Origin of the sequence: Sediminicoccus sp. BL-A-41-H5 (genome assembly GCF_050632405.1) — a bacterium.
In the GTDB taxonomy this organism is placed as follows: domain Bacteria; phylum Pseudomonadota; class Alphaproteobacteria; order Acetobacterales; family Acetobacteraceae; genus Roseococcus.
The window spans coordinates 1,192,887-1,213,451 of sequence record NZ_CP192601.1; the positions used below are offsets into that span (position 1 = coordinate 1,192,887).

Annotated in this window: 19 protein-coding genes and 1 tRNA gene; 13 read left to right on the top strand and 7 right to left on the bottom strand. The window is 69.8% G+C overall.

Going from position 1 to position 20,565, the window contains the following annotated elements:
* Positions 1-31 precede the first annotated feature (31 nt).
* From ACQ860_RS05955 to ACQ860_RS05970, 4 genes are all read left to right on the top strand, one after another.
* Positions 32-2,170: a malate synthase G gene (locus ACQ860_RS05955; RefSeq protein ID WP_431302495.1), complete on the top strand. Its 2,139-nt coding sequence runs from the start codon at positions 32-34 to the stop codon at positions 2,168-2,170.
* A 56-nt stretch (positions 2,171-2,226) separates the two neighbouring features.
* A complete protein-coding gene (locus ACQ860_RS05960; protein WP_431302496.1) occupies positions 2,227-3,255 on the top strand; it encodes an MBL fold metallo-hydrolase in 1,029 nt (342 codons plus the stop codon).
* 59 nt (positions 3,256-3,314) lie between these two features.
* A complete protein-coding gene (locus ACQ860_RS05965) occupies positions 3,315-4,940 on the top strand; it encodes an ABC-F family ATP-binding cassette domain-containing protein (RefSeq protein ID WP_431302497.1) in 1,626 nt (541 codons plus the stop codon).
* A gap of 145 nt (positions 4,941-5,085) precedes the next feature.
* Complete coding sequence (locus ACQ860_RS05970) at positions 5,086-5,478, top strand: hypothetical protein (RefSeq protein WP_431302498.1); 393 nt, start codon at positions 5,086-5,088, stop codon at positions 5,476-5,478.
* Here ACQ860_RS05970 and ACQ860_RS05975 read toward each other — a convergent pair.
* Positions 5,475-6,947, bottom strand: coding sequence for an amidohydrolase family protein (locus ACQ860_RS05975; RefSeq protein ID WP_431302499.1), 1,473 nt, complete (start codon positions 6,945-6,947; stop codon positions 5,475-5,477). The two genes, ACQ860_RS05970 and ACQ860_RS05975, sit on opposite strands and share 4 nt — an antisense overlap.
* Positions 6,947-8,530, bottom strand: a complete 1,584-nt coding sequence (locus ACQ860_RS05980) for an ABC transporter substrate-binding protein (RefSeq protein ID WP_431302500.1) — start codon at positions 8,528-8,530, stop codon at positions 6,947-6,949. The genes ACQ860_RS05975 and ACQ860_RS05980 overlap by 1 nt, the downstream gene beginning before the upstream one ends.
* Positions 8,531-8,678: 148 nt before the next feature.
* Here ACQ860_RS05980 and ACQ860_RS05985 point away from each other — a divergent pair, with 148 nt between their 5' ends.
* The 4 genes from ACQ860_RS05985 (at position 8,679) to ACQ860_RS06000 (ending at position 11,862) form a co-directional block, all read left to right on the top strand.
* Positions 8,679-9,638 carry an N-carbamoyl-D-amino-acid hydrolase gene (locus ACQ860_RS05985; protein ID WP_431302501.1) on the top strand — a complete coding sequence of 320 codons (960 nt, stop codon included), beginning with the start codon at positions 8,679-8,681 and terminating at the stop codon, positions 9,636-9,638.
* Positions 9,638-10,435 (top strand): alpha/beta fold hydrolase, encoded by a 798-nt coding sequence (locus tag ACQ860_RS05990; protein ID WP_431302502.1) that lies wholly within the window; start codon positions 9,638-9,640, stop codon positions 10,433-10,435. The genes ACQ860_RS05985 and ACQ860_RS05990 overlap by 1 nt, the downstream gene beginning before the upstream one ends.
* On the top strand, positions 10,432-11,400 hold the full coding sequence (locus ACQ860_RS05995; protein ID WP_431302503.1) for a Bug family tripartite tricarboxylate transporter substrate binding protein: 969 nt from the start codon (positions 10,432-10,434) through the stop codon (positions 11,398-11,400). The genes ACQ860_RS05990 and ACQ860_RS05995 overlap by 4 nt, the downstream gene beginning before the upstream one ends.
* 102 nt (positions 11,401-11,502) lie before the next feature.
* The gene (locus ACQ860_RS06000) at positions 11,503-11,862 is read left to right on the top strand and encodes a hypothetical protein (protein ID WP_431302504.1); all 360 of its coding nucleotides are present in this window, start codon (positions 11,503-11,505) and stop codon (positions 11,860-11,862) included.
* 10 nt (positions 11,863-11,872) lie between these two features.
* Here ACQ860_RS06000 and epmA read toward each other — a convergent pair whose 3' ends face one another.
* On the bottom strand, positions 11,873-12,892 hold the full coding sequence (gene epmA / locus ACQ860_RS06005; RefSeq protein WP_431302505.1) for an EF-P lysine aminoacylase EpmA: 1,020 nt from the start codon (positions 12,890-12,892) through the stop codon (positions 11,873-11,875).
* Positions 12,893-12,930: 38 nt separating this feature from the next.
* Here epmA and ACQ860_RS06010 point away from each other — a divergent pair, with 38 nt between their 5' ends.
* The 4 genes from ACQ860_RS06010 (at position 12,931) to ACQ860_RS06025 (ending at position 14,898) form a co-directional block, all read left to right on the top strand.
* On the top strand, positions 12,931-13,926 hold the full coding sequence (locus ACQ860_RS06010) for a lysine-2,3-aminomutase-like protein (protein ID WP_431302506.1): 996 nt from the start codon (positions 12,931-12,933) through the stop codon (positions 13,924-13,926).
* 15 nt (positions 13,927-13,941) lie between these two features.
* Positions 13,942-14,017 (top strand) — tRNA-Lys (locus ACQ860_RS06015).
* A gap of 173 nt (positions 14,018-14,190) precedes the next feature.
* On the top strand, positions 14,191-14,328 hold the full coding sequence (locus ACQ860_RS06020) for a hypothetical protein (RefSeq protein ID WP_431302507.1): 138 nt from the start codon (positions 14,191-14,193) through the stop codon (positions 14,326-14,328).
* A 117-nt stretch (positions 14,329-14,445) separates the two neighbouring features.
* The gene (locus tag ACQ860_RS06025) at positions 14,446-14,898 is read left to right on the top strand and encodes a DUF3237 domain-containing protein (protein WP_431302508.1); all 453 of its coding nucleotides are present in this window, start codon (positions 14,446-14,448) and stop codon (positions 14,896-14,898) included.
* Between the two features lies 1 nt (position 14,899).
* On the opposite strand, the gene ACQ860_RS06030 is transcribed toward ACQ860_RS06025, so the two are convergent.
* Together ACQ860_RS06030 and ACQ860_RS06035 are read right to left on the bottom strand one after the other, a co-directional pair.
* Complete coding sequence (locus ACQ860_RS06030; protein WP_431302509.1) at positions 14,900-15,886, bottom strand: Bug family tripartite tricarboxylate transporter substrate binding protein; 987 nt, start codon at positions 15,884-15,886, stop codon at positions 14,900-14,902.
* A 118-nt stretch (positions 15,887-16,004) separates the two neighbouring features.
* The gene (locus ACQ860_RS06035) at positions 16,005-16,490 is read right to left on the bottom strand and encodes a DUF1269 domain-containing protein (RefSeq protein ID WP_431302510.1); all 486 of its coding nucleotides are present in this window, start codon (positions 16,488-16,490) and stop codon (positions 16,005-16,007) included.
* 183 nt (positions 16,491-16,673) lie between these two features.
* Between ACQ860_RS06035 and ACQ860_RS06040 the strand changes: the two genes are divergently transcribed.
* Positions 16,674-17,525, top strand: coding sequence for a L,D-transpeptidase family protein (locus tag ACQ860_RS06040; protein ID WP_431302511.1), 852 nt, complete (start codon positions 16,674-16,676; stop codon positions 17,523-17,525).
* A gap of 13 nt (positions 17,526-17,538) precedes the next feature.
* Here the strand turns inward: ACQ860_RS06040 and ACQ860_RS06045 are convergent, their stop codons facing one another.
* Both ACQ860_RS06045 and katG read right to left on the bottom strand, forming a co-directional pair.
* A complete protein-coding gene (locus tag ACQ860_RS06045; RefSeq protein ID WP_431302512.1) occupies positions 17,539-18,108 on the bottom strand; it encodes a hypothetical protein in 570 nt (189 codons plus the stop codon).
* 147 nt (positions 18,109-18,255) lie between these two features.
* Positions 18,256-20,460 (bottom strand): catalase/peroxidase HPI, encoded by a 2,205-nt coding sequence (katG, locus tag ACQ860_RS06050; protein WP_431302513.1) that lies wholly within the window; start codon positions 20,458-20,460, stop codon positions 18,256-18,258.
* Between the last annotated feature and the right edge of the window lie 105 nt (positions 20,461-20,565).

Sequence of the window (20,565 nt, forward strand, 5' to 3'; positions counted from 1 at the left end):
GCGCGCGACCTTTTCGCTTCGGAGTTTGGTGATGAGCCTTCATGTCGCGCCCGTCTTGAAAACCTTCATCGAGACCGAGGTGCTGCCCGGGACCGGCATCGCCGCCGATGCCTTCTGGAACGGGCTGTCGGGCCTGCTGGCCGACCTCGCGCCGCGCAACACCGCCCTGCTCGCCAAGCGCGACGCGCTGCAGGCGAAGATTGACGCCTGGCACCGCGACCACGCGCAGAAGCCGATCGATGCCGCCGCCTATGAGGCCTTCCTGCGCGAGATCGGCTACCTGCTGCCTGAGCCGGCCGACTTTGCCGTCACTACCACCAATGTGGACCCCGAGATCGGCGCGGTGGCCGGCCCGCAGCTCGTGGTGCCCGTGAACAACGCCCGCTACGCGCTGAACGCGGCCAACGCCCGCTGGGGCAGCCTCTATGACGCGCTCTATGGCACGGATGCGATCCCGGAGGCCGATGGCGCCGAGCGCGGCCGCGGCTACAACCCGACGCGCGGCGCCAAGGTCGTGGCCTTCGCCCGCAAGGTGCTGGACCAGGCCGTGCCGCTGATGGGCGCTGGCCATGCCGAGGCGCTGAAGTATCAGGTGAAGGACGGCGCGCTGAGCGTGACCCTGCAGGGCGGCGGTGCCGTGCCGCTGCGCAACCCCGCGCAGTTCGTGGGCTATGTGGGCGAGGCCGCCTCCCCCAGTGCGCTGCTCTTCGCGCATAACGGCCTGCACCTGGAGCTGCGGATCGATCGCACGACCGAGGTGGGCAAGGCCGATGCGGCCGGCGTCTCCGACCTGGTGCTCGAATCCGCGCTCTCCACCATCCAGGATTGCGAGGACAGCGTCGCCGCCGTGGATGCCGCCGACAAGGTGGATGTCTACCGCAACTGGCTCGGCCTGATGACGGGCAAGCTCTCGGCCGATCTCGAGAAGGGGGGGCGGACCATCACCCGCCGCCTGAACGAGGACCGCAGCTACACCGCGCCCAACGGTGGCACCCTCACCCTGCCCGGCCGCTCGGTCATGCTGGTCCGCAATGTCGGCCACCACATGATGGCCGATTGCGTGACCTGGAACGGCGCCGAAGTGCCCGAGACCATCCTCGACGCGCTCATCACCTCGGCCATCGCGCTGCATGACCTGAACGGCAAGCGCCTCAACAGCCGCACCGGCAGCGTCTATATCGTGAAGCCCAAGATGCACGGCCCCGAGGAAGTGGCCTGGGCGGTCGAGCTCTTCGGCCGGGTCGAGAATATCCTGGGCCTGCCGCATGCGACGCTCAAGATGGGCATCATGGACGAGGAGCGCCGCACGACGGTGAACCTCAAGGCCTGCATCAAGGCGGCGGCGGACCGCGTCGCCTTCATCAACACGGGCTTCCTGGACCGCACGGGCGACGAGATCCACACCTCGATGGAAGCCGGCGCCATGATACGCAAGAACGACATGCGCGGCACGGCCTGGATCAAGGCCTATGAGGAGTGGAACGTGGATATCGGCCTGCTCTGCGGCCTGCGCGGCCGCGCGCAGATCGGCAAGGGCATGTGGGCCATGCCGGACGCCATGGCCGCGATGCTGGAGCAGAAGGTGGGCCACCCCAAGGCGGGTGCGAACACCGCCTGGGTGCCCTCGCCGACCGCCGCCACGCTGCATGCGCTGCACTACCACCAGGTGGACGTTGCCGCCCGCCAGGCCGAGATCGCCGCCGGCGGCCGCCGCGGCAAGCTCTCGGAACTGCTGGACATCCCCGTCGCCAGCAACACCAACTGGCCGGCCAATGACCTCCAGGCCGAGCTGGACAACAACGCCCAGGGCATCCTGGGCTATGTGGTGCGCTGGATCGACCAGGGTGTCGGCTGCTCCAAGGTGCCGGACATCCATGATGTCGGCCTGATGGAAGACCGCGCGACGCTGCGCATCTCCGCCCAGCACATCGCCAATTGGCTGCGCCACGGCATCGTGACCGAGGCGCAGGTGATGGAGACGATGAAGCGCATGGCCGCCATCGTGGACAAGCAGAATGCGGGCGATGCGGCCTATACGCCGATGGCGCCCAATTTCGACGGTGTGGCCTTCAAGGCGGCCTGCGCGCTGGTGCTGGAAGGTGCCGCGCAGCCCAATGGCTACACCGAGTTCCTGCTGACCCAGTACCGCCGCCTCGCCAAGGCGGCCTGAAGCCTTCCTGGCCATCGGCCTTTCTTGTTAGCCTCCCCGGAAACGGGGAGGCTTTCATGATCTTTCGCCAGCTCTTCGACAGCACCTCCAGCACCTACACCTATCTGCTGGCCAGCCGGCCGGGGGGCGAGGCGCTGATCATCGACCCCGTGCTGGAGCGCGTGGAGCGCTACCTCAGGCTCATCGAGGAGCTGGACCTCAAGCTGGTGAAGGCGGTGGACACGCATGTCCATGCCGACCACATCACCGGTCTCGGCGCGCTGCGCGACCACACGAAATGCATCACGGTGATGGGCGAGCAGAGCGGCGTGGACGTGGTTTCCATGCGTGTGTCCGACGGCGACCGGCTTTCGATCGAGGGCATCAGCCTCGGCGTGATCTACACGCCCGGCCACACGGATGACAGCTACAGCTTCACCCTGCCCGACCGCGTCTTCACGGGGGACACGCTGCTGATCCGCGGCACGGGCCGGACCGATTTCCAGAATGGCGACGCGCGGGCGCAATATGACAGCATCTTCAACCGCCTGCTGAAACTGCCGGACGAGACGCTGGTCTTCCCCGCGCATGACTACAAGGGCGACACGGTGAGCACGATCGGCGAGGAGCGGCGCCACAACCCGCGCCTGCAGGTGCGCTCGGTGGAGGAATACGCGGCGCTGATGGCGGGGCTGAACCTGCCCAACCCCAAGATGATGGACGTGGCGGTGCCCGCCAATCTCCGCCAGGGCCTGCACCAGGAGGAGGTGGCGCGCCGCGGCTGGGCCGTCACGGCCGAGCAGGCGCGGGCGCTGGTCGGCCAACCCGGTGCGGTGCTGATCGACCTGCGGGAGAAGTCCGAGCGCGAGCGCCATGGCTGCATCCCCGGCGCGCTGCACGCCCCCTACCCCGACCTCGCGGAGAATATCGGCGCGGGCGGCGTGCTGCATGAGCTGGCGACGGCCACTGGCAAGCGGCTGGTCTTCTTCTGCGCCTTCGGCGAGCGCTCGGCCATGGCGGTGCAGGCGGCGCAGGATGCGGGGCTGGGCCAGGCCGTGCACCTCGAAGGCGGCATGGCGGCCTGGAAGAAGATCGCACCCGCCTAGCGGGTGCCAGGACGGGCGCGGCATGGCATAAGCCCGCCGCAACCAGCCCAGGCCCCCTCATGATCCGCCTCGACAACATCAGCAAGCAGAACGGCAAGCAGCTTCTCTACATCGAGGCCTCGGCCAGCCTGCAGCGCGGCGAGAAGATCGGCCTGGTCGGCCCCAATGGCGCGGGCAAATCCACGCTCTTCCGGATGATCACGGGCGAGGAGCCGCCCGATGAGGGGCTGGTGCTGGTGGACCGGGGTGTGACCATCGGCTTCTTCAGCCAGGATGTGGGCGAGATGGCGGGCCGCAGCGCCGTGGCCGAGGTCATGGACGGCGCGGGCGATGTGAGCACCGTGGCCGCCGAACTCGCCGAGCTGGAAGCGGCCCTCGCCGACCCCGAGCAGGCCGACAAGCTGGACGAGATCCTGGAGCGCTTCGGCGAGGTGCAGGCACGCTTCGAGGAGCTGGGCGGATATGCCCTTGAGGGGAAGGCCCGCGAAGTCCTCGCCGGCCTCTCCTTCAGCCAGGAGATGATGGACGGCGATGTCGGCAAGCTCTCGGGCGGCTGGAAGATGCGTGTGGCGCTGGCCCGCATCCTGCTGATGCGCCCTGACGTGATGCTGCTGGACGAACCCTCCAACCACCTCGACCTGGAGAGCCTGATCTGGCTGGAGCAGTTCCTGCAAGGCTATGAGGGCGCGCTGCTGATGACCTCGCACGACCGCGAGTTCATGAACCGCATCATCAACAAGGTCATCGAGATCGATGGCGGCTCGCTCACCAGCTATTCGGGCGACTACGAATTCTACGAGCAGCAGCGCGCCATGGCCGAGAAGCAGCAGCAGGCGCAGTTCGAGCGCCAGCAGGCGATGCTGGCCAAGGAGATCAAGTTCATCGAGCGCTTCAAGGCCCGCGCCTCCCATGCCGCCCAGGTGCAGAGCCGGGTGAAGAAGCTCGACAAGATCGAGCGCGTGGACCCGCCCAAGCGCCGCCAGGCCATGTCTTTCGAATTCCAGCCGGCACCGCGCTCGGGCGAGGATGTGGTGAACCTGCGTGGCGTCTCCAAGCGCTACGGCAGCCGCGTGATCTATGACGGGCTGGACCTGCTGATCCGCAGGCGCGAGCGCTGCGCGGTGCTGGGGGTGAATGGCGCGGGCAAGTCCACCCTGCTCAAGCTCGTCACGGGTGCCACCGAGCCGGATGCGGGGACGGTGGCGCTGGGTGGCAGCGTCAAGCTCGCCTATTTCGCGCAGCACGCGATGGAGCTGCTGGATGGCGAGCACACGGTGCTGGAGGCGCTGGAGGCGGAATTCCCCCGCGCGCCGCAAGCCTCGCTGCGCGCGCTGGCCGGCGGCTTCGGCTTTTCGGGCGACGACATCGACAAGCGCTGCCGCGTGCTCTCGGGCGGCGAGAAAGCGCGGCTGGTGATGGCGCGCATGCTCTATGACCCGCCCAATTTCCTGGTGCTGGACGAGCCGACGAACCACCTGGACATCGCGACGAAGGAGATGCTGATCACGGCCCTGGCGCAGTATGAGGGCACCATGCTCTTCGTCTCGCATGACCGGCATTTCCTGGCGGCGCTCTCCAATCGCGTGCTGGAGCTGACGCCGGAGGGCATCCATCAATATGGCGGCGGCTATACCGAATATGTGGCGCGCAGCGGCCATGAGGCGCCGGGGCTCAGGGCGGCATGAAGCACAGCTTGCGAAGCTCCGGTCTGCGGCCTGCAGGGCCGAGAGCGGGAATGCTCGCCGCGGCCCATGCCGCGAAGCCAAGGCCCGCGGAGGCGGGCCGCACGGCAGCTGAGGGGCAGCAAGGCGAAGCCTTCATGCCGTCAACATGAGGTTCAACCACACCGCGCATCGGGTCGCCGCGCGCCACTTTGAGGCCGTGGTCGAGATGTTCGTCGACCAGCTCGCTTTCGTCATCCTGCGCCGGACGGACCGCTCCATCTGGCTGCGCCAGCCCGGCGGCAACATCGACCTGCAATTCAGCCGGAGCGAGACGGCGCACCGCGACGCCGACAAGCTGCGCTCCCAGGTCTCCTTCCTGAGCGACACGCCGGAGGCCGCGTTGCGCGCGCTGGCCACCTGGGCGCAGGCGCGCGGCCTGGACGCCCATGTCGGCGCCTATTCCGACCGCGAATTCTACCTCGACCTGCCCGAGGCCTTCGTGGACTGGGTGCTCGAGGCGATGCGCCCCGAGCTCGCGGACTATCCGGTGAAGGCCTAGTTCACCGCCGCATTCCGGCCGTGCCACATGGAGAGGCTCAGCGGCGCGATCGCATCGCCATCGCGGCCGGCATAGTCGTGCTTGGCCGCGTCCCGCAGCATCCGCGCCTGGGACTCGGCGAGGGTTCCAGCGGCTTCCGTCACGTCCAGCCGCGTCGGCTTCCCATCCTTCCAGACCGTCTCGCCGCCCACGATGACACGCCGCGTGGCGCGATCCGCCGCGTGGAAGACAAGGCTGCGCACTGGATCGCGCGCCGGCTGCATCAGCGGGTGGCCCAGGTCCACCAGCGTCACATCCGCCGTGGCGCCGGGTGCGAGCCTCCCCAGATCCGGCCGCCCCACCGCATCCGCCCCGCCCACCGTCGCCGCATGGAAGACACTGCCCGCATCCGCCGCATGCAGGTTGCGATCCGCATTGCGCGCCAGGATGACGGCAAGCCGCATCTCCTCGATCAGGTTGTGGGGCGCGCAATCCGTGCCGAAGCCCATGTTGATGCCGCGCGCGCGATACTTGCCGAAATCCTGCAGATGCTCGCCGTATCGGGCGAAGGGCGAAGGGCAATGCGCCACACTCGCCCCGCTATCCGCGATCAGTCCGATATCGGTGCGGGTGTGCCAGCGGATCGAGGAATGCTCATCCACGAAGATGGCATGACCCAGGATGCTGCGCGGCGTCAGCAGCCCGATGCGCGACGCCCATTGGATCGGCGTCTCGCCATGGCGGCGGATCATCTCATGGATCTCGACCACCGCCTGGGAGATGTGGGTGGTGAAGGGCCGCCCCGTCTCGGCGGCATAGGCGATGCTCTCGCGCAGCATCTCCTCCTCGACGGTATCAATCTGCGCCGGGAAGACGATGCCCGTCAGGCGCCCGCATTCATGCGCCTCGGCCTCCTTCATCACCTGCTTGGCGGCGGCGAATTGCCTGACGGCATCCTCGCGGTTCCAGAGCCAGGTGACGGTCTGCGGCGCTGACATGCCCCAGCGCGCGGCCGCATAGCCCGGCCCCGCCCAGACACGCATGCCGCTCTCCGCCATGATCCCGAGCCATTCCGGGAAGGGGCGCGAGAGGTCCACCACGCTGGTGACACCGGCCGCCAGCATCTCGGCATAGGCCAGGCGCATCGCCGCCGCCTGGCCCGCCTGGTCGAGCCGCATGCTCTGCGAGCGTTCGAAAAGGCCGCTCATGAACTGCTCGGGCACGCCGTGGTCGTCGCGAACGCCGCGATAGGCGGGCTCCGTCGTCGGGTGGGTGTGGATGTTCATCAGGCCGGGCATGACCAGCATGCGGCGGGCATCCACCACCTCCGCCCCCTCGGGCGGTGGCGCATCGCCCGCATGCGGCGCGATGCTGGCGACCTTGCCGCCCTCGATCAGGATGTCGAGGTCGCGCCCATAGGTCTGGCGCTGCGCGGCGGCGTCCCACAGCGCCGCCCAGGCGACGCCGCGCAGGAAAACAGGCTGGGCCATCAGACCTTCTCCAGGTTCCAGTAGAAGAGGGCCGGCCCAGGCAGCAGCCCGCGCAGGTTGCGCCGATGCGCGATGACGCTGCGATACTGGCCGAGCGGGATGTTCGTCACATTCTCGACATGCACCCGCTCCAGCTCCTTCAGGATCTGCTTCGCGCGGGCAGGATCGTTCTCATAGGTCCAGGCGTCGTTCAGGGCCGGGATGCGCGCATCGCAGGGCCAGCCGAACCAGCCGCTGTCGCAATTCCCGACGAAGACGTTGAGCAGCGGGTTCTGGATGCCGGTGATGGTGGCGTTGGTGGCGAAGCAGTTCCACCCGCCCTGCGCCGGCGGGTTGCGCGATGCGCGGCGCTGCACCAGGCCCGACCAGTCCATGGCGATCAGGTCCACATTCGCGCCGATCCGCCGCAGCGCATCGGCCGTCAGCAGGGCCGAGGGGCTGAGCGTCGCGTTGTCCGCCGGGTTCATGACCACGATGGGCCGCCCGTCATAGCCCGCCGCGCGGAAGGCGGCCGCCGCCTGGGCGTCGGTCATGCGCGGCCAGCCCAGCGTGTCGAACTGCGCGGGCTCATCTCCTGCGCAACCGAAATTCGCGCCGCATTCGCGCGACGGAATGTCATTGCCCACGGTCGCGACCATGTAATCGCGCTGATTGATGACGGACATGAGCGCGCGCCGCGCCTCCACCTTGTCGAAGGGCGGATGCAGGTGGTTCAGCACGATGAAGAGCGTGTAGCCCAGCGGGTCATTGGGCGTGACAACCACATCCCGCGTGCGGGCCATGCGGGGCACGAGATCGGGTGCGGGGCTTTCCAGCAGGTCGAACTCGCCGGTCGTGAGGCCATTCGCGGCTGTTGCGGCATCGGGCGTGTAGAGGCTTTCCACGCGATCGATCTTCGCGACCTTGCCGCCCGCCGCCTGGCTCGGCGGCTCCGAGCGCGGCACATATTCGCGGAAGCGCTCATAGACCACGCGGGCGCCGGGGTTCCATTGCTCGCGGAGGAAGCGGAAGGGGCCGGAGCCGATGACCTCGGTGATGGCGGTGTTCGGGTCCGTCCGCGCCAGGCGCTCCGGCATCATGAAGGGCACGTTGCTGTCGATCTTGCCCAGCGCCTCCAGGACGAAGCCCACGGGACGCGAGAGCTTGAGGACGAAGACGCGGTCATCCCGCGCCTCCAGGCTCTCGGTCACGCGCATGAGCGCCCGGCCCATTCCGTCGCGGGCACCCCAGCGGCGGATGGAGGCCACGCAATCGGCCGCGCGCACCGGCGCGCCATCATGCCAGAGCAGGCCCGGGCGGAGGCGGAAGGTCCATCCCTTCTGGTCCCCCGAGACGCCGAACTCCTCCACCATCTGCGGTTGCGGGCGGTTCTGCGCGTCCATCGCGAAGAGCGTGTCCCACACGAGATAGCCGTGGTTTCGCGTCAGGTAGGTGGTGGTCCAGATCGGGTCCAGTGCGCGCAAATCGCCGATCGGCACCGAGCGGATGACGCGCCTCGGGTCCTGCGCCATGGCGTGTCGGCTTTCGAGCGAGAGGAGCGCGGGGGCGGCGACGAGCGGCAGATGGCGGCGGCGGATGGCCATGCGGCGGAACCCTTTCCAGCTTCGACGGCGCAGCGTGAATTCCCGTGGCCATGGCATGCAAGTGGAATCCGCCAAAGGGGGCGAGGTCGCCCTTGCAGCGGGGCGCATCCGCCGCAATCCTGCGCGCGCCATCTCCAGGAGCCATGCCATGCCCCGCCGCGTCACCCTCGCCGCCGCCCAATTGGGCCCGATCCAGAAGGCCGAAGGCCGCGATGTGGCGGTGGGCCGCATGGTGCGGCTGATGGAGCACGCGCATCGCCGTGGCGTCGAGGTCGTCGTCTTCCCCGAACTGGCGCTGACCACCTTCTTCCCGCGCTGGTACGAGGAGGACATCGCGAAGGCCGATCATTGGTATGAGCATGCGATGCCGTCGAACGAGACGGCGCCGCTCTTCGAGGCGGCGCGGAAATACGGCATCGGCTTCCACCTGGGCTATGCCGAGAAGACGCCGGACGGGCACCGCTACAACACCGCCATCTACGTCCACCCCTCGGGCGAGATCGTGCTGAAATATCGCAAGGTCCACCTGCCCGGGCACAAGGAATACGACCCGATCCGCCGCGTGCAGCACCTGGAGAAGCGCTATTTCGAGGTGGGCAATCTGGGCTTCCCCGTGATCCGCGCGCCGGTCGGGCAGCAGCAGGCCAATATCGGCATGATGATCTGCAACGATCGGCGGTGGCCGGAGGCGTGGCGCGTCATGGGGCTGCAGCAGGTCGAGATCGTCATGCTCGGCTACAACACGCCCTCGCTCAACATGGACAATCGCGGCTTCGAGGCGCACCACCTGCGCGTCGAGCATTCGCACCTCTCCATCCGCGCCGGCTGCTATCAGAATGCCTGCTTCGGCGTCGCCACCGCCAAGGGCGGCACGGAGGATGGGCATGAGCTGTTCGGCCATTCCATCATCGTGAACCCGCAGGGCGAGATCATGGCCCAGGCGACGAGCTGGGGCGACGAGCTCATCACCGCCGATTGCGACCTGGACGACTGCACCCTCGGCCGCACCACCATCTTCAACTTCGCGGCGCATCGCCGGCCCGAGGCTTACGGCCGCATCCTGGAGCAGGTGGGCTCGGTCGCGCCGCCGGTCTGGACGCCCGGGTGATGCCCAAGGTCCAGCGCGACGGCGCCGAGATCTGGTGGGATGTGCGCGGCGCGCCCGATGCGCCGCCGGTGGTGCTGGCGGCCGGGCTTGGTGGGACCCATGGCTGGTGGGTGCCGCAGCTCGAGGCCTATGCGCGGGAGTTCCGCGTGCTCGTCTTCGACCAGCGCGGCACGGGCAATTCCTCCCGCGTGCCGGTCGCCTCCGTCGAGCAGATGGCCGCCGACCTCGCCGCGGTCATGGATGCGGCCGGCATGCCGCGCGCCGCCTATCTCGGCCATTCCACGGGCGGGGCGATCGGCGTGGCGCTGGCGCTGGCCGAGCCGCAGCGCATCTCGCGCATGGTCGTCTATGCCAGCACGACGCATGGCGACGCCTATCGCCACCGCGTCTTCGCGCTGCGCAAGATCCTGATGGAGCGCGCGGGCGCCGATGCCTATGCCCGCTACACCACCCTGCTGCTGCACCCGCCCTATTGGATCAACGCCAATGAGGCGCGGATCGCCGCCGACGAGGCGGCCGCCGCCGGCGCGCTGGGCGACCCGGTGGTGCAGGGCAGCCGGCTGGACGCCATCCTCGCCTTCGACCCGCGGGCCGAACTGCCGCGCCTCAGGCCGCCGCTCATGGTGCTCTGCGCCGATGACGACATCCTGACGCCACGCTACTTCTCGGAAGAGATGGCGGCGCTGGTGCCAGGCGCCTATGCCGTCTTCGTGCCGCGCGGCGGGCATGCGCTCTCCCGCACCGAGCCCGCGCTCTTCGACAGCATCGTCCTGCCCTTCCTCCGCGAGGCCCCATGAAGCGACGCGCATTGCTGCTGACCCCGCTGGCCGCCCCCGCCCTGGCGCAGGGCGAATGGCGGCCGGACCGGCCCTTGCGCATCATCGTCCCCTTCCCCGCCGGCGGCAGCGCCGATGTGCAGTCCCGCCTCATCGCCGAACCTCTCGCCCAGGCGCTGGGGCAGCCCGTGGTGATCGAGAACCGCCCCGGCGCGGGCGGCACCATCGGCGCCACGGAAGCCGCACGCGCGGCCCCCGATGGCCTCACGCTCTTCATGGCCACCACGGGCACGCATTCGGCCAATCCCTCGCTCTATCCGCGCCTGGCCTATGACCCCGTGGCGGATTTCGCGCCCATCACCCTGGTCTCGGACTACGCGCAATGCATTGCCATCGGCCCGGACTGGCCGGCGCCGGCCGCGCGCGACTTCGCGGGCCTCGTCGCAGGCCTGCGCGCCGAACCCGCGCGCGGTCTGTACGGTTCCTCGGGCATCGGCTCGCCCACGCATCTGGCGGGCGAGATGTTCGCCCATGCCATGGGCCTCCGGCTCGAGCATGTGCCTTATCGCGGCCAGGCGCCGGCGCTGAATGACCTGGTGGGCGGCCGGCTCGGCCTGATGTTTCCCTCCATCTCCGACGTGCTGGGGCAGTTGCGCGGCGGGCGCGTCGCGGCCGTCGCCACCATGGCGCGGACGCGGCACACGGCGCTGCCCGAGGTTCCCACCACGGCGGAACTCGGCCACCCGGACCTCGTCAGCTCGATCTGGAGCGGCCTCTATACCCGCGCGGGTTCCCCGCCCGCCGCCATTGCGCGGCTGAACCTCGAGATCGTGCGCATCCTCAACGCGCCCGCCACGCGCCAGCGGCTGGGCGATGCGGGGTTCGAGCTGCTGCCCGGCACGCCGGAGCAACTCGCGCGCTTCCAGGCGGCCGAGACGGCGCGCTGGGGCGAGGTGATCCGCCGTGCCGGCATCCGCGCGGATTGAGCGGCGCCGATCGGCCTGACGGAACCCCGTGATCGCCTCCGGCGATTGGCGCGAGGCGGGCCCGGCTGGCAGGCTGTCCGTCACACAGAAGGAACCTTTCCCATGCGTGCCATCCTCACCGCCAGCCTCCTCGCCACCGCGCTCGCCCTCCCCGCCCAGGCGCAGGGGGTGCATTGCGACGGCCGCCTGCAGGTGGAACCGGTGACGATGACGGAGGCGCCGGCCACGCGCGAGTACAATGAGCCGCGGCGGATCTTCTCGGTGGGCCTGCGGAACCTGACGAACCAGGGGATGCTGGTCTTCATCCGCGTCGGCCAGTTGCCCGGCACACCACTCGCCGGCACCCGCGAGACGGAGCTGGACGCCAATGCGTCGCGGCGCCAGAGCGTGCTGAACCTGCCCGCGACCACCACCGTGACGCCCGCTCAGGTTCAGGGCGTGCTGCAATTCATCTGCCGCTGAGCGGCCGGCCTCAGCCGTAGGGATAGCCGGCCAGCCAGAGCACATCCTCGATGCGGCGCGCGCCGCTGGCCAGCATCGCCAGCCGGTCGAAGCCGAGCGCGATGCCGCTGCCCGCCGGCATGCCATGCCGCAGGGCCGCCAGGAAATCCGCGTCCACCGGCCAGGATGCTTCGGCGCCGTAGAGCCGCTCGCGCTCGGCCACGTCATGGGCGAAGCGCGCGGCCTGTTCCTCGGCATCCGTCAGTTCGTCGAAGGCATTGGCCAGCTCGATGCCGCCGGCGAAGAGTTCGAAGCGCAGCGCCACGCGGGGGTCATGCGGATCACGGCGGGCGAGCGCGGCCTGAGGGGTGGGCCAATGCGTGAGGAAGCTCGCGCGGCCGCGGCCGAGATGCGGCTCCACATGGTCCAGCAGGATGCGGAAGAAGGCCTCCTCCCAGCTCTCATCCGCGCGCGCACCGAGTGCGGCGCCATCGCCCGTGCCGTCGGGGCGGATGCTGGCGAGCAGGTCGAGGCCCGCGTAACGCGCGAAAGCCTCGGCGCAGGTGATGCGCTCGAAGGGCAGCGTGAGGTCCGTCGTGACCCCCTCATGCGCGACGAGGGGCGGGCAGAGGGCGCGGACCAGCGCCTCGGTCTCCGCCATCAGGCCGTCGAGCGTGTGGCCCGGGCGGTACCATTCCAGCATGGTGAATTCCGGCGCGTGGCGCGTGCCGATCTCGCCATTGCGCCAGACGCGCGCCAGCTCGAAGACCGGGCCCGCGCCGCCCACCAGCAGGCGCTTCAAGGCCAATTCGGGCGAGGTGCGCAGCCAGAGCGCGCGGCGCGCCCCCTGCCCCAGATGCGGTTCGTAATGGCTCTGGAAGCCGCGCAGATGCACCTCCATCCCCGGCGCGGGAACGAGGCAGGGCGTCTCCACCTCGCGGTATCCGCGCTGGGTCAGCCAGGCGCGGGTGGCGGCGGTCAGCCGCGCGCGGGCGTCGAGGAAGGGCAGGCGCGCGGCCAGGCTTTCGGGGTGCCAGACGGGGTGGGGCATTGCGCGCCAGCCCTTACCAGGGCAGAGCCTCGCCTGCCATGACCCGCACGCTGCGCACCGCCGAGGAGCTTGCCGAAGCCGGCCTGATCGCGCCCGCCGCCGTGCCCGCGCTGGCCGCGGTGGCGGAGCGCTATTCCATCGCGGTCACACCCGCCATGGCGGCCCTGATCCGCGAGGCGGGCGCGCCGATCGCGGCGCAATACCTCCCGGAGGCGGAGGAACTGGTCACGGCGCCACATGAGCTGGAAGACCCGACGGCGGACGCGCCCTTCACCCCCATCAAGGGTGTGGTGCATCGCTATCCGGACCGCGCGCTGCTCAAGCCGCTGCTGGCCTGCCCGGTCTATTGCCGCTTCTGCTTCCGGCGCGAGGCGGTGGGCCCCGATGGCGGCCTGCTGACCGAGGCGGAACTGGAGGCCGCACTCGACTGGTTCGCGGCCACCCCCGCCGTGCGCGAGGTGATCCTGACCGGCGGCGACCCGCTGATGCTCTCGCCCCGGCGGCTGGGGCGGATTCTCTCGCGCCTCGCCGCCATCCCGCACATCGAGACGCTGCGCATCCACAGCCGCGTGCCGGTGGCGGACCCGTCGCGCATCACGCCCGGCATGCTCTCGGCGCTGACGCTGGAGCGCCCGCTCTATCTCTGCGTCCATGCCAACCACGCGGCGGAATTCGCGGAGGACGCGGCGCGCGCCCTGCGCGGCCTGCATGGCGCGGGGCTGGTGCTGCTGGGCCAATCCGTGCTGCTGCGCGGCGTGAATGACAGCGCGGCCGCGCTGGAGGCCCTGTTCCGCGCCATGCTGCGCCACCGCGTGAAGCCCTATTACCTGCACCAGCTCGACCCCGCGCCGGGCACCGCGCGCTTCCATGTGCCGGTGGAGGAAGGGCTCTCTCTGCTGCGGGGTTTGCGTGGCCAGGTCACGGGCCTCGCCTGGCCCACCTATGTGCAGGAGCAGCCCGAGGGGGCGGGAAAAATTCCGCTCGGCATGGCCGGTATGCGTGGCGGGGCTGGACAAGCGCGCGAAGCTGTTTAGAAGGCGCCCCACGGCGGGCGATTAGCTCAGTTGGTAGAGCAGCTGACTCTTAATCAGCGGGTCGTAGGTTCGAGCCCTACATCGCCCACCATTTTCCCGCACCGGCACTTCAGATCTCCTATCCGGCCATGCGGGATGGCGCCGGCATGGGCTCGGCACGCGCGGTCCCCTCTTTGCATAGATCCGCTTTTGTACACCCGGCATTGAAACATCCCGGACGGCGCCCCATTCCTCGGCTCCAGTACCGCCAACGGAAGATGCACCATGCTGCCCCCTTCTCCGAAGGAACAACCTTCCAACAATAAGAACTCGGACCCGAATTGGGCCGGTGTCTTCGCCTATGGTCTGGTCTTTTCGTTGCTCCTCCTTGCGATCACGCCGCTGGTGTCGATCCTGATCTGAATGCCCGGGCCCCGCGACACCCCTTCACCCGCGCCCTCGGTCGCCGGATAATCGCGCAGACCGCGCGCCAGCCCCGGCCAGGCGGACATGCACAGAGAGAGGGAGCGGCGCGGCATCATGCAACCCGGCTTTGAATGGATCGGCACGGTGGAGGTCGCCGTCGGCCCTCCCCTGAGCGTGGGCCGCGTGCCGGGCGGCGAGCGGCGCATCATCCCCATCCTGGGCGGGCGCATCGAAGGCCCCCGCCTGAACGGAGAGGTGCTGCCCGGCGGCGCCGATTTCCAGCTGATCCGCGATGACGGCGTGGCCGAGATCGAGGCGCGCTACACGCTGAAGCTCACCGATGGCGCGCTGGTCTACATCGTCAATCGGGGCCTGCGCCACGCCGCGCCCGAGGACATGGCGCGGCTGCTGCGCGGCGAGCCCGTGCCGCCCGAGCGTGTCTATTTCCGCACCGCGCCAGCCTTCGAGACCGCCTCGCCGGCGCATGCCTGGCTGCATCGCAGCCTCTTCCTGGGCCTGGGCGAACGCCGCCCGGATTCGGTGCGCGTGGCGATCCACGCCGTCTGAGCTACTCGATCGCGCGGAAGCCGGTCACACGCACCACCTCGGCCCAGCGCGCCGTCTCCTCGCGGATCTGCGTGGCGAAGGCCGCGCGCTCGCCGGTGCCGGGGCGGAAGCCCGCCTCCTGCAGCCGCGCGCGCAGCGTGGGGCTCGCCATGGCGCGGCGCAGCCCGGCCTCCAGCATGGCCTGCACCGGCTCGGGCGTCGCGGCCGGCGCCACCACGCCAAACCAGGAGACGAAGCCCAGCCCCTCGATCCCCGCCTGCGCCATCGTCGGCACGCCGGGCAGCAGCGCCACCGGCTCGGCCGTGGTCACGGCCAGCGCCTTCAGCCGCCCGCCCTGCACATGCGGCGCCACCAGGGCCACCGTGCCGAACATCCCCTGCACATTGCCGCCCAGGATCGCCGTCATCGCCTCGCCCGTGCTGCGGAAATGCACGGGCTCGGCGCTCACGCCGAGGCGGGTGGCGAGCATGGCCGCGCCGAAGTGGCCCGGCGTGCCGGCGCCGAAAGTCCCCATGAAGAGCTGGGACTGGCCGCGCGCCCAGGCGGCAAAGCCCGCCATGTCCGTGACCGGCAGCGCGGCCGGCACCACGAAGGCGAAGCCGATCGAGGCCACCTCGCCCAGCGGCGCGAAATCCCGCGCCGGGTCGTAGCTCAGCCGCGCATGGGTGGAAGGCGCCATGGCGAGCGTGCCGAGCTCGCCCAGGAAGAGCGTGGTGCCATCGGGCGCGGCGCGCGCCACCTCCTGCGCCGCGATATGGCCGCCGGCGCCGGCGCGGTTGTCCACCACCACACCGGCCGGCCAGACCTCGCGCAGCGCATCGGCCAGCAGGCGCGCCACCACATCGGGCGCGGTGCCGGGCGGAAAGCCCAGCACGAGGCGCACCGGTCGGTCGGGCGCGCCCTGCGCCCGCGCGGCGGGCGCCATGCCCATGAGCGCGGCGCCGGCAAGCGCCGCGCGGCGGCCGATCAGGCGATGCGATGAAGCCATCCGGTTCTCTCCCTTCGCGGCCGCGCGGCGTGGCGCGGCTCCAGCATTTCCGGCGGGAGCGATACCGGGTCATCCCCTGGCGAGGCAAGACGCCGGCCAGGGAATGCGGGTGGCGCCCTCAGCCGTGCTTCAGCGCGGCGTCGAGCTGTTCCTCCTGCTCCTTCGTCAGGCTCGTCTGCAGCACATGGCCGCCGAACTGCGCCATCTCCGGCACCACCTTGTCCGCCGTCACCTTGCGCACGAGGATGCAGAGCGCCGCCCCGCCCGCGGGCAACGCCGCGGCCGTGTCCTTCATGAACTGGTCGTTGATGCCGAGGTCGGTGAACTTGCCGCTCAGCGCGCCGGCACCCGCGCCCACCGCGGCACCCAGCAGCGGGTTCAGGAAGAGCAGCCCGATCAGGGCGCCCCACATGCCGCCCGAGGCGGCGCCGACCGCCGTCAGGTTCACCGGCTGGTGCAGCTTCACCTCGCCATCCGCCTCGCGCTCGGCCACTACGGCGTCGCCCAGTTCGATCAGGTAGCGGCCCTGGAGTTCCACGAGCTTGGCGCGCGCGGCCTGCGCGGTGGCGACATTGTCGTATGCGATGATGATGAGATCGGCCATTGGTCTTGTCCTTCCTTGTTGTCAGCCTCGTTGCGCGGCGAGCCTAACACGCGCCACGAAGGACAACATGGCGCATTCGTATGCCGGGTGTCCCTGGCCGGATGTACGGATATGCATATTTTCATTGAGATTCAGATGCGTCGTTCCCTAGCATGTCCGGACATCCATCGGTCCGTCACGCGCATGAACCCTTCCCGCCGCCTGCTGCTCGCCACCCCCTTCCTCGCGCTGGCCGCGCCCGCCCGCGCGCTGCCCATTCCCGAGACGCTGCGCCGCGCATTGGACGGCGAAGCCCATCCGCGCGCCACCCAGGCGCTGGAACGCACGCTGGATCGCCTGTCGGAGATGGATATGGACTGGGCCGCGCCGCGCCTCATCCTGGTGAACATCGCGGGTGCGGAGATGGTCGCCTTCGAGGCGGGCCGGCCCGTCATGCGCTCGCGCGTCATCGTCGGCACGCCGCGCAACCGCACGCCGCAGCTGATGAGCTTCGCCACCTCGGTGCGCTGCAACCCGCCCTGGCATGTGCCGCCCAGCATCCTGGCCGAGGTGCGCGCCGGCGGCACGGCGGGCTTCCAGGCGGTCGGCAACCGGCTGATCCAGCCGCCCGGGCCGAACAATCCGCTCGGGCCGCTGCGCCTGGGGCTGCTCAATTCCGACGGCATCTTCCTGCACGGCACCAACCGCCCGGGCCTTTTCGCGCGCGAGGCCCGCGCCCTCTCGCATGGCTGCGTGCGGGTGGAGGCGATCCGTGACCTCTGCGCCTGGGTGCTCGACATGCCGGTGGAGGAGCTGAACGAACAGGTGGCGACGGGCCGCACCATCGAGCTGCACCCGCTGCAGGAGGCGCAGGTGGTGCTGGCCTACATGACCGCGTGGCCGGACGCCGAGGGCCGGATCGCGATCCACCCCGACCCCTATGGGCATGATGGCCGCCGCGCGAGCTTCCGCCGCGTGCCGCGCAGCACGCCGGATGATCCGCTGGAGGTGGAGGCGGCCGCGCGCGCCACGCTCGCGGCGGCCGGCCGGATCTGACAGGCCGCCCCGCTCAGGGGAGCAGCGTCTGGGCGAGATCCCGCGCCAGCACGGTGAAGTTCTGGTTGAGCGCCAGCTGCCCCTGGGAGGCGACCGCCCAGAGCGACAATTCGCGCCGCCAGATCGTCGCGACCGAGGGGAGCGGCCGTGGCCCCTGCGCGGTCACCATCATGCCGGAGACGGTGACGGAGAGTTCCGCGTGGCCGCTGAAGAAGCAGCGACCCTCGCCCACGCCCTGGAGCGTGAGGTTGACGCTCAGCATCGGCAGTTCCGGGGGCTGATCCGGCGCGGCCCGGGTCGTGCCGCCACTAGCGATCTGCCACTCCGCCGTGACCCGTTCCGTCTCCGCCAGGGCGGGCAGCGTGAGGCCCAGTCTCGCGGCGGCCTGAACGAGCGTGGTGTAGAGCGGCCCCGCCAGCTCCTCCGGCAGGGCGCAGCGCCCCCGGTTCTCCGCGCTGGCGGAGACGCTGACGGAGACGAAGCTTGGCAAAAGGCCGCGCAGCGCCGGATCGGGCTGGAGAAGCGAGGCCTCCGCGACGAGCGGCGCGGCGAGCAGGACGGGGACGACGAACAAAAGCCGCATGGCCGGGCTCCTGGTTCACGCCGCGGCGTCTTTCATGCGCGGCTAACGCCTTATGCCTTGGCATGACTTCCAAGTCATGCATGCCGGGCGAAAAAAAAGCCGCCGGGGTCTCCCCCGGCGGCCCGTTCTGGAGGTCTCAGCCCCGGCTTACGCCAGGTCGAAGCGGTCCAGGTTCATCACCTTGGTCCAGGCCGCCACGAAGTCATGCACGAAGGCCTGGTGCGAGCCATCCACCGCGAAGACCTCGGCCAGCGCCCGCAGCTGCGAGTTGGAGCCGAAGACCAGGTCCACCCGCGTCGCGGTCCACTTCACCTGGCCGCTCTTGCGGTCCCGCCCGATATAGAGTCCGTGCATGTCCGCCGAAGGCGCCCAGGCCGTGCCCATGTCGAGCAGGTTGGTGAAGAAGTCGTTGGTGAGCGCGCCGGGCCGCGTCGTGAAGACGCCATGCGGCGCGCTGCCGTGATTGGCGCCCAGCACGCGCAGGCCACCCACCAGCACCGTCATCTCCGGCGCCGTCAGGGTGAGCAGCTGCGCGCGGTCCACCAGCCGCTCCTCGGGGGAGAGGCCGCTCTCCTCGCCCACGAAGTTGCGGAAGCCATCCGCCTTGGGTTCGAGAACCGCGAAGGAGTCGACATCCGTGTGCTCCGGCAGCGCATCGGCGCGGCCCGGGGTGAAGGGCACCTCGACCGAGACGCCGGCCGCCTTGGCCGCCTGCTCGATCGCCGCACCGCCGCCCAGCACGATCAGGTCCGCCATCGAGACCTTCTTCGCACCCTTGGCATTGAAGCCGGCCTGGATACCCTCCAGCACGCCCAGCACGCGGGCGAGCTTGGCGGGCTCATTCACCGCCCAGTCCTTCTGGGGCGCCAGGCGGATGCGCGCGCCATTGGCGCCGCCCCGCTTGTCCGAGCCGCGGAAGGTGGAGGCCGAACCCCAGGCGACCGAGACGAGGTCCGCGATGGAGAGGCCCGAGGCCAGAATCTGCGCCTTCAGCGCCGCGATGTCGGCGGCATCCACCACGGGGGCGGTGACGGCCGGGATCGGGTCCTGCCAGACCAGCACCTCGGCCGGCACGAGCTTGCCGAGGTAGCGGGCGCGCGGCCCCATGTCGCGGTGGGTCAGCTTGAACCAGGCCCGCGCGAAGGCATCGGCGAACTGGTCCGGGTTGGCGTGGAAGCGCTTGGAGATCTCCAGATAGGCGGGGTCCGTGCGCAGCGCCATGTCGGCCGTGGTCATGATCGGCTTGTGGCGCAGGTTCGGGTCATGCGCGTCGGGCACGGTGCGCTCGGCCTTGGCGTCCTTCGGCGTCCACTGCCAGGCGCCGGCGGGGCTCTTGGTCAGCTCCCACTCATAGCCCAGCAGGTTGTCGAAGTAGCCATTGTCCCAGACGATCGGGTTGTTGGTCCAAGCACCCTCGATGCCGCTGGTGATGGTGTCCTTGCCCTTGCCGGTGCCGAAGCTGCTGGTCCAGCCGAAGCCCTGCTCCTCGATCGAGGCGCCCTCCGGCTCGCGACCGACATGCGATTCCGGACCCGCACCATGGCACTTGCCGAAGGTGTGACCACCGGCGGCCAGCGCCACCGTCTCCTCATCGTTCATCGCCATGCGCGCGAAGGTCTCGCGGATGTCGCGGGCGGAGGCCATCGGGTCGGGCTTGCCGTTCGGGCCCTGCGGATTGACGTAGATCAGGCCCATCTGCACGGCGCCGAGCGGGTCCTCCAGCTGACGGTCGCCGACATAGCGCTCATCGCCGAGCCAGGTGGTCTCGTTGCCCCAGTAGACATCCTCCTCGGGCTCCCAGACGTCCTCACGGCCGCCGGCGAAGCCGAAGGTCTTGAAGCCCATGGATTCGAGGGCGACGTTGCCGGTGAGCACCATGAGGTCCGCCCAGGAGAGGGCGTTGCCGTATTTCTGCTTGATCGGCCAGAGCAGGCGGCGCGCCTTGTCCAGGTTGCCGTTGTCGGGCCAGGAGTTCAGGGGGGCGAAGCGCAGCGTGCCCGCGCCCGCGCCGCCACGGCCGTCACCGATGCGGTAGGTGCCGGCGCTGTGCCAGGCCATGCGGATGAAGAAGGGCCCGTAATGCCCGTAATCGGCCGGCCACCAGTCCTGGCTGTCGGTCATCAGCGCGTGCAGGTCACGGCGCACGGCCTCGATGTCGAGCTTCTTGAAGGCCTCGGCATAGCTGAAGCCCTTGGGCATCGGGCTCAGCTCGGGCGTGTTCTGGTGCAGGATCTTGAGGTTGAGCTGGTTCGGCCACCAATCCTTGTTCGACCGGCCGGCGAAGGCCGTGGGCTTGGGCGTGCCGTGCATCACCGGGCACTTGCCGCCGCTGGGCGTCGCATTTCCGTCCATGTTTCTCTCCGAGCTTGCTTGCGTAGGGGCACGGGAGGGCGATGGGGAATCCCGGCCCCCTTCCCGGCTGGGCCGCACCCTAGCGGCGGGAGTGGATTGACTTCC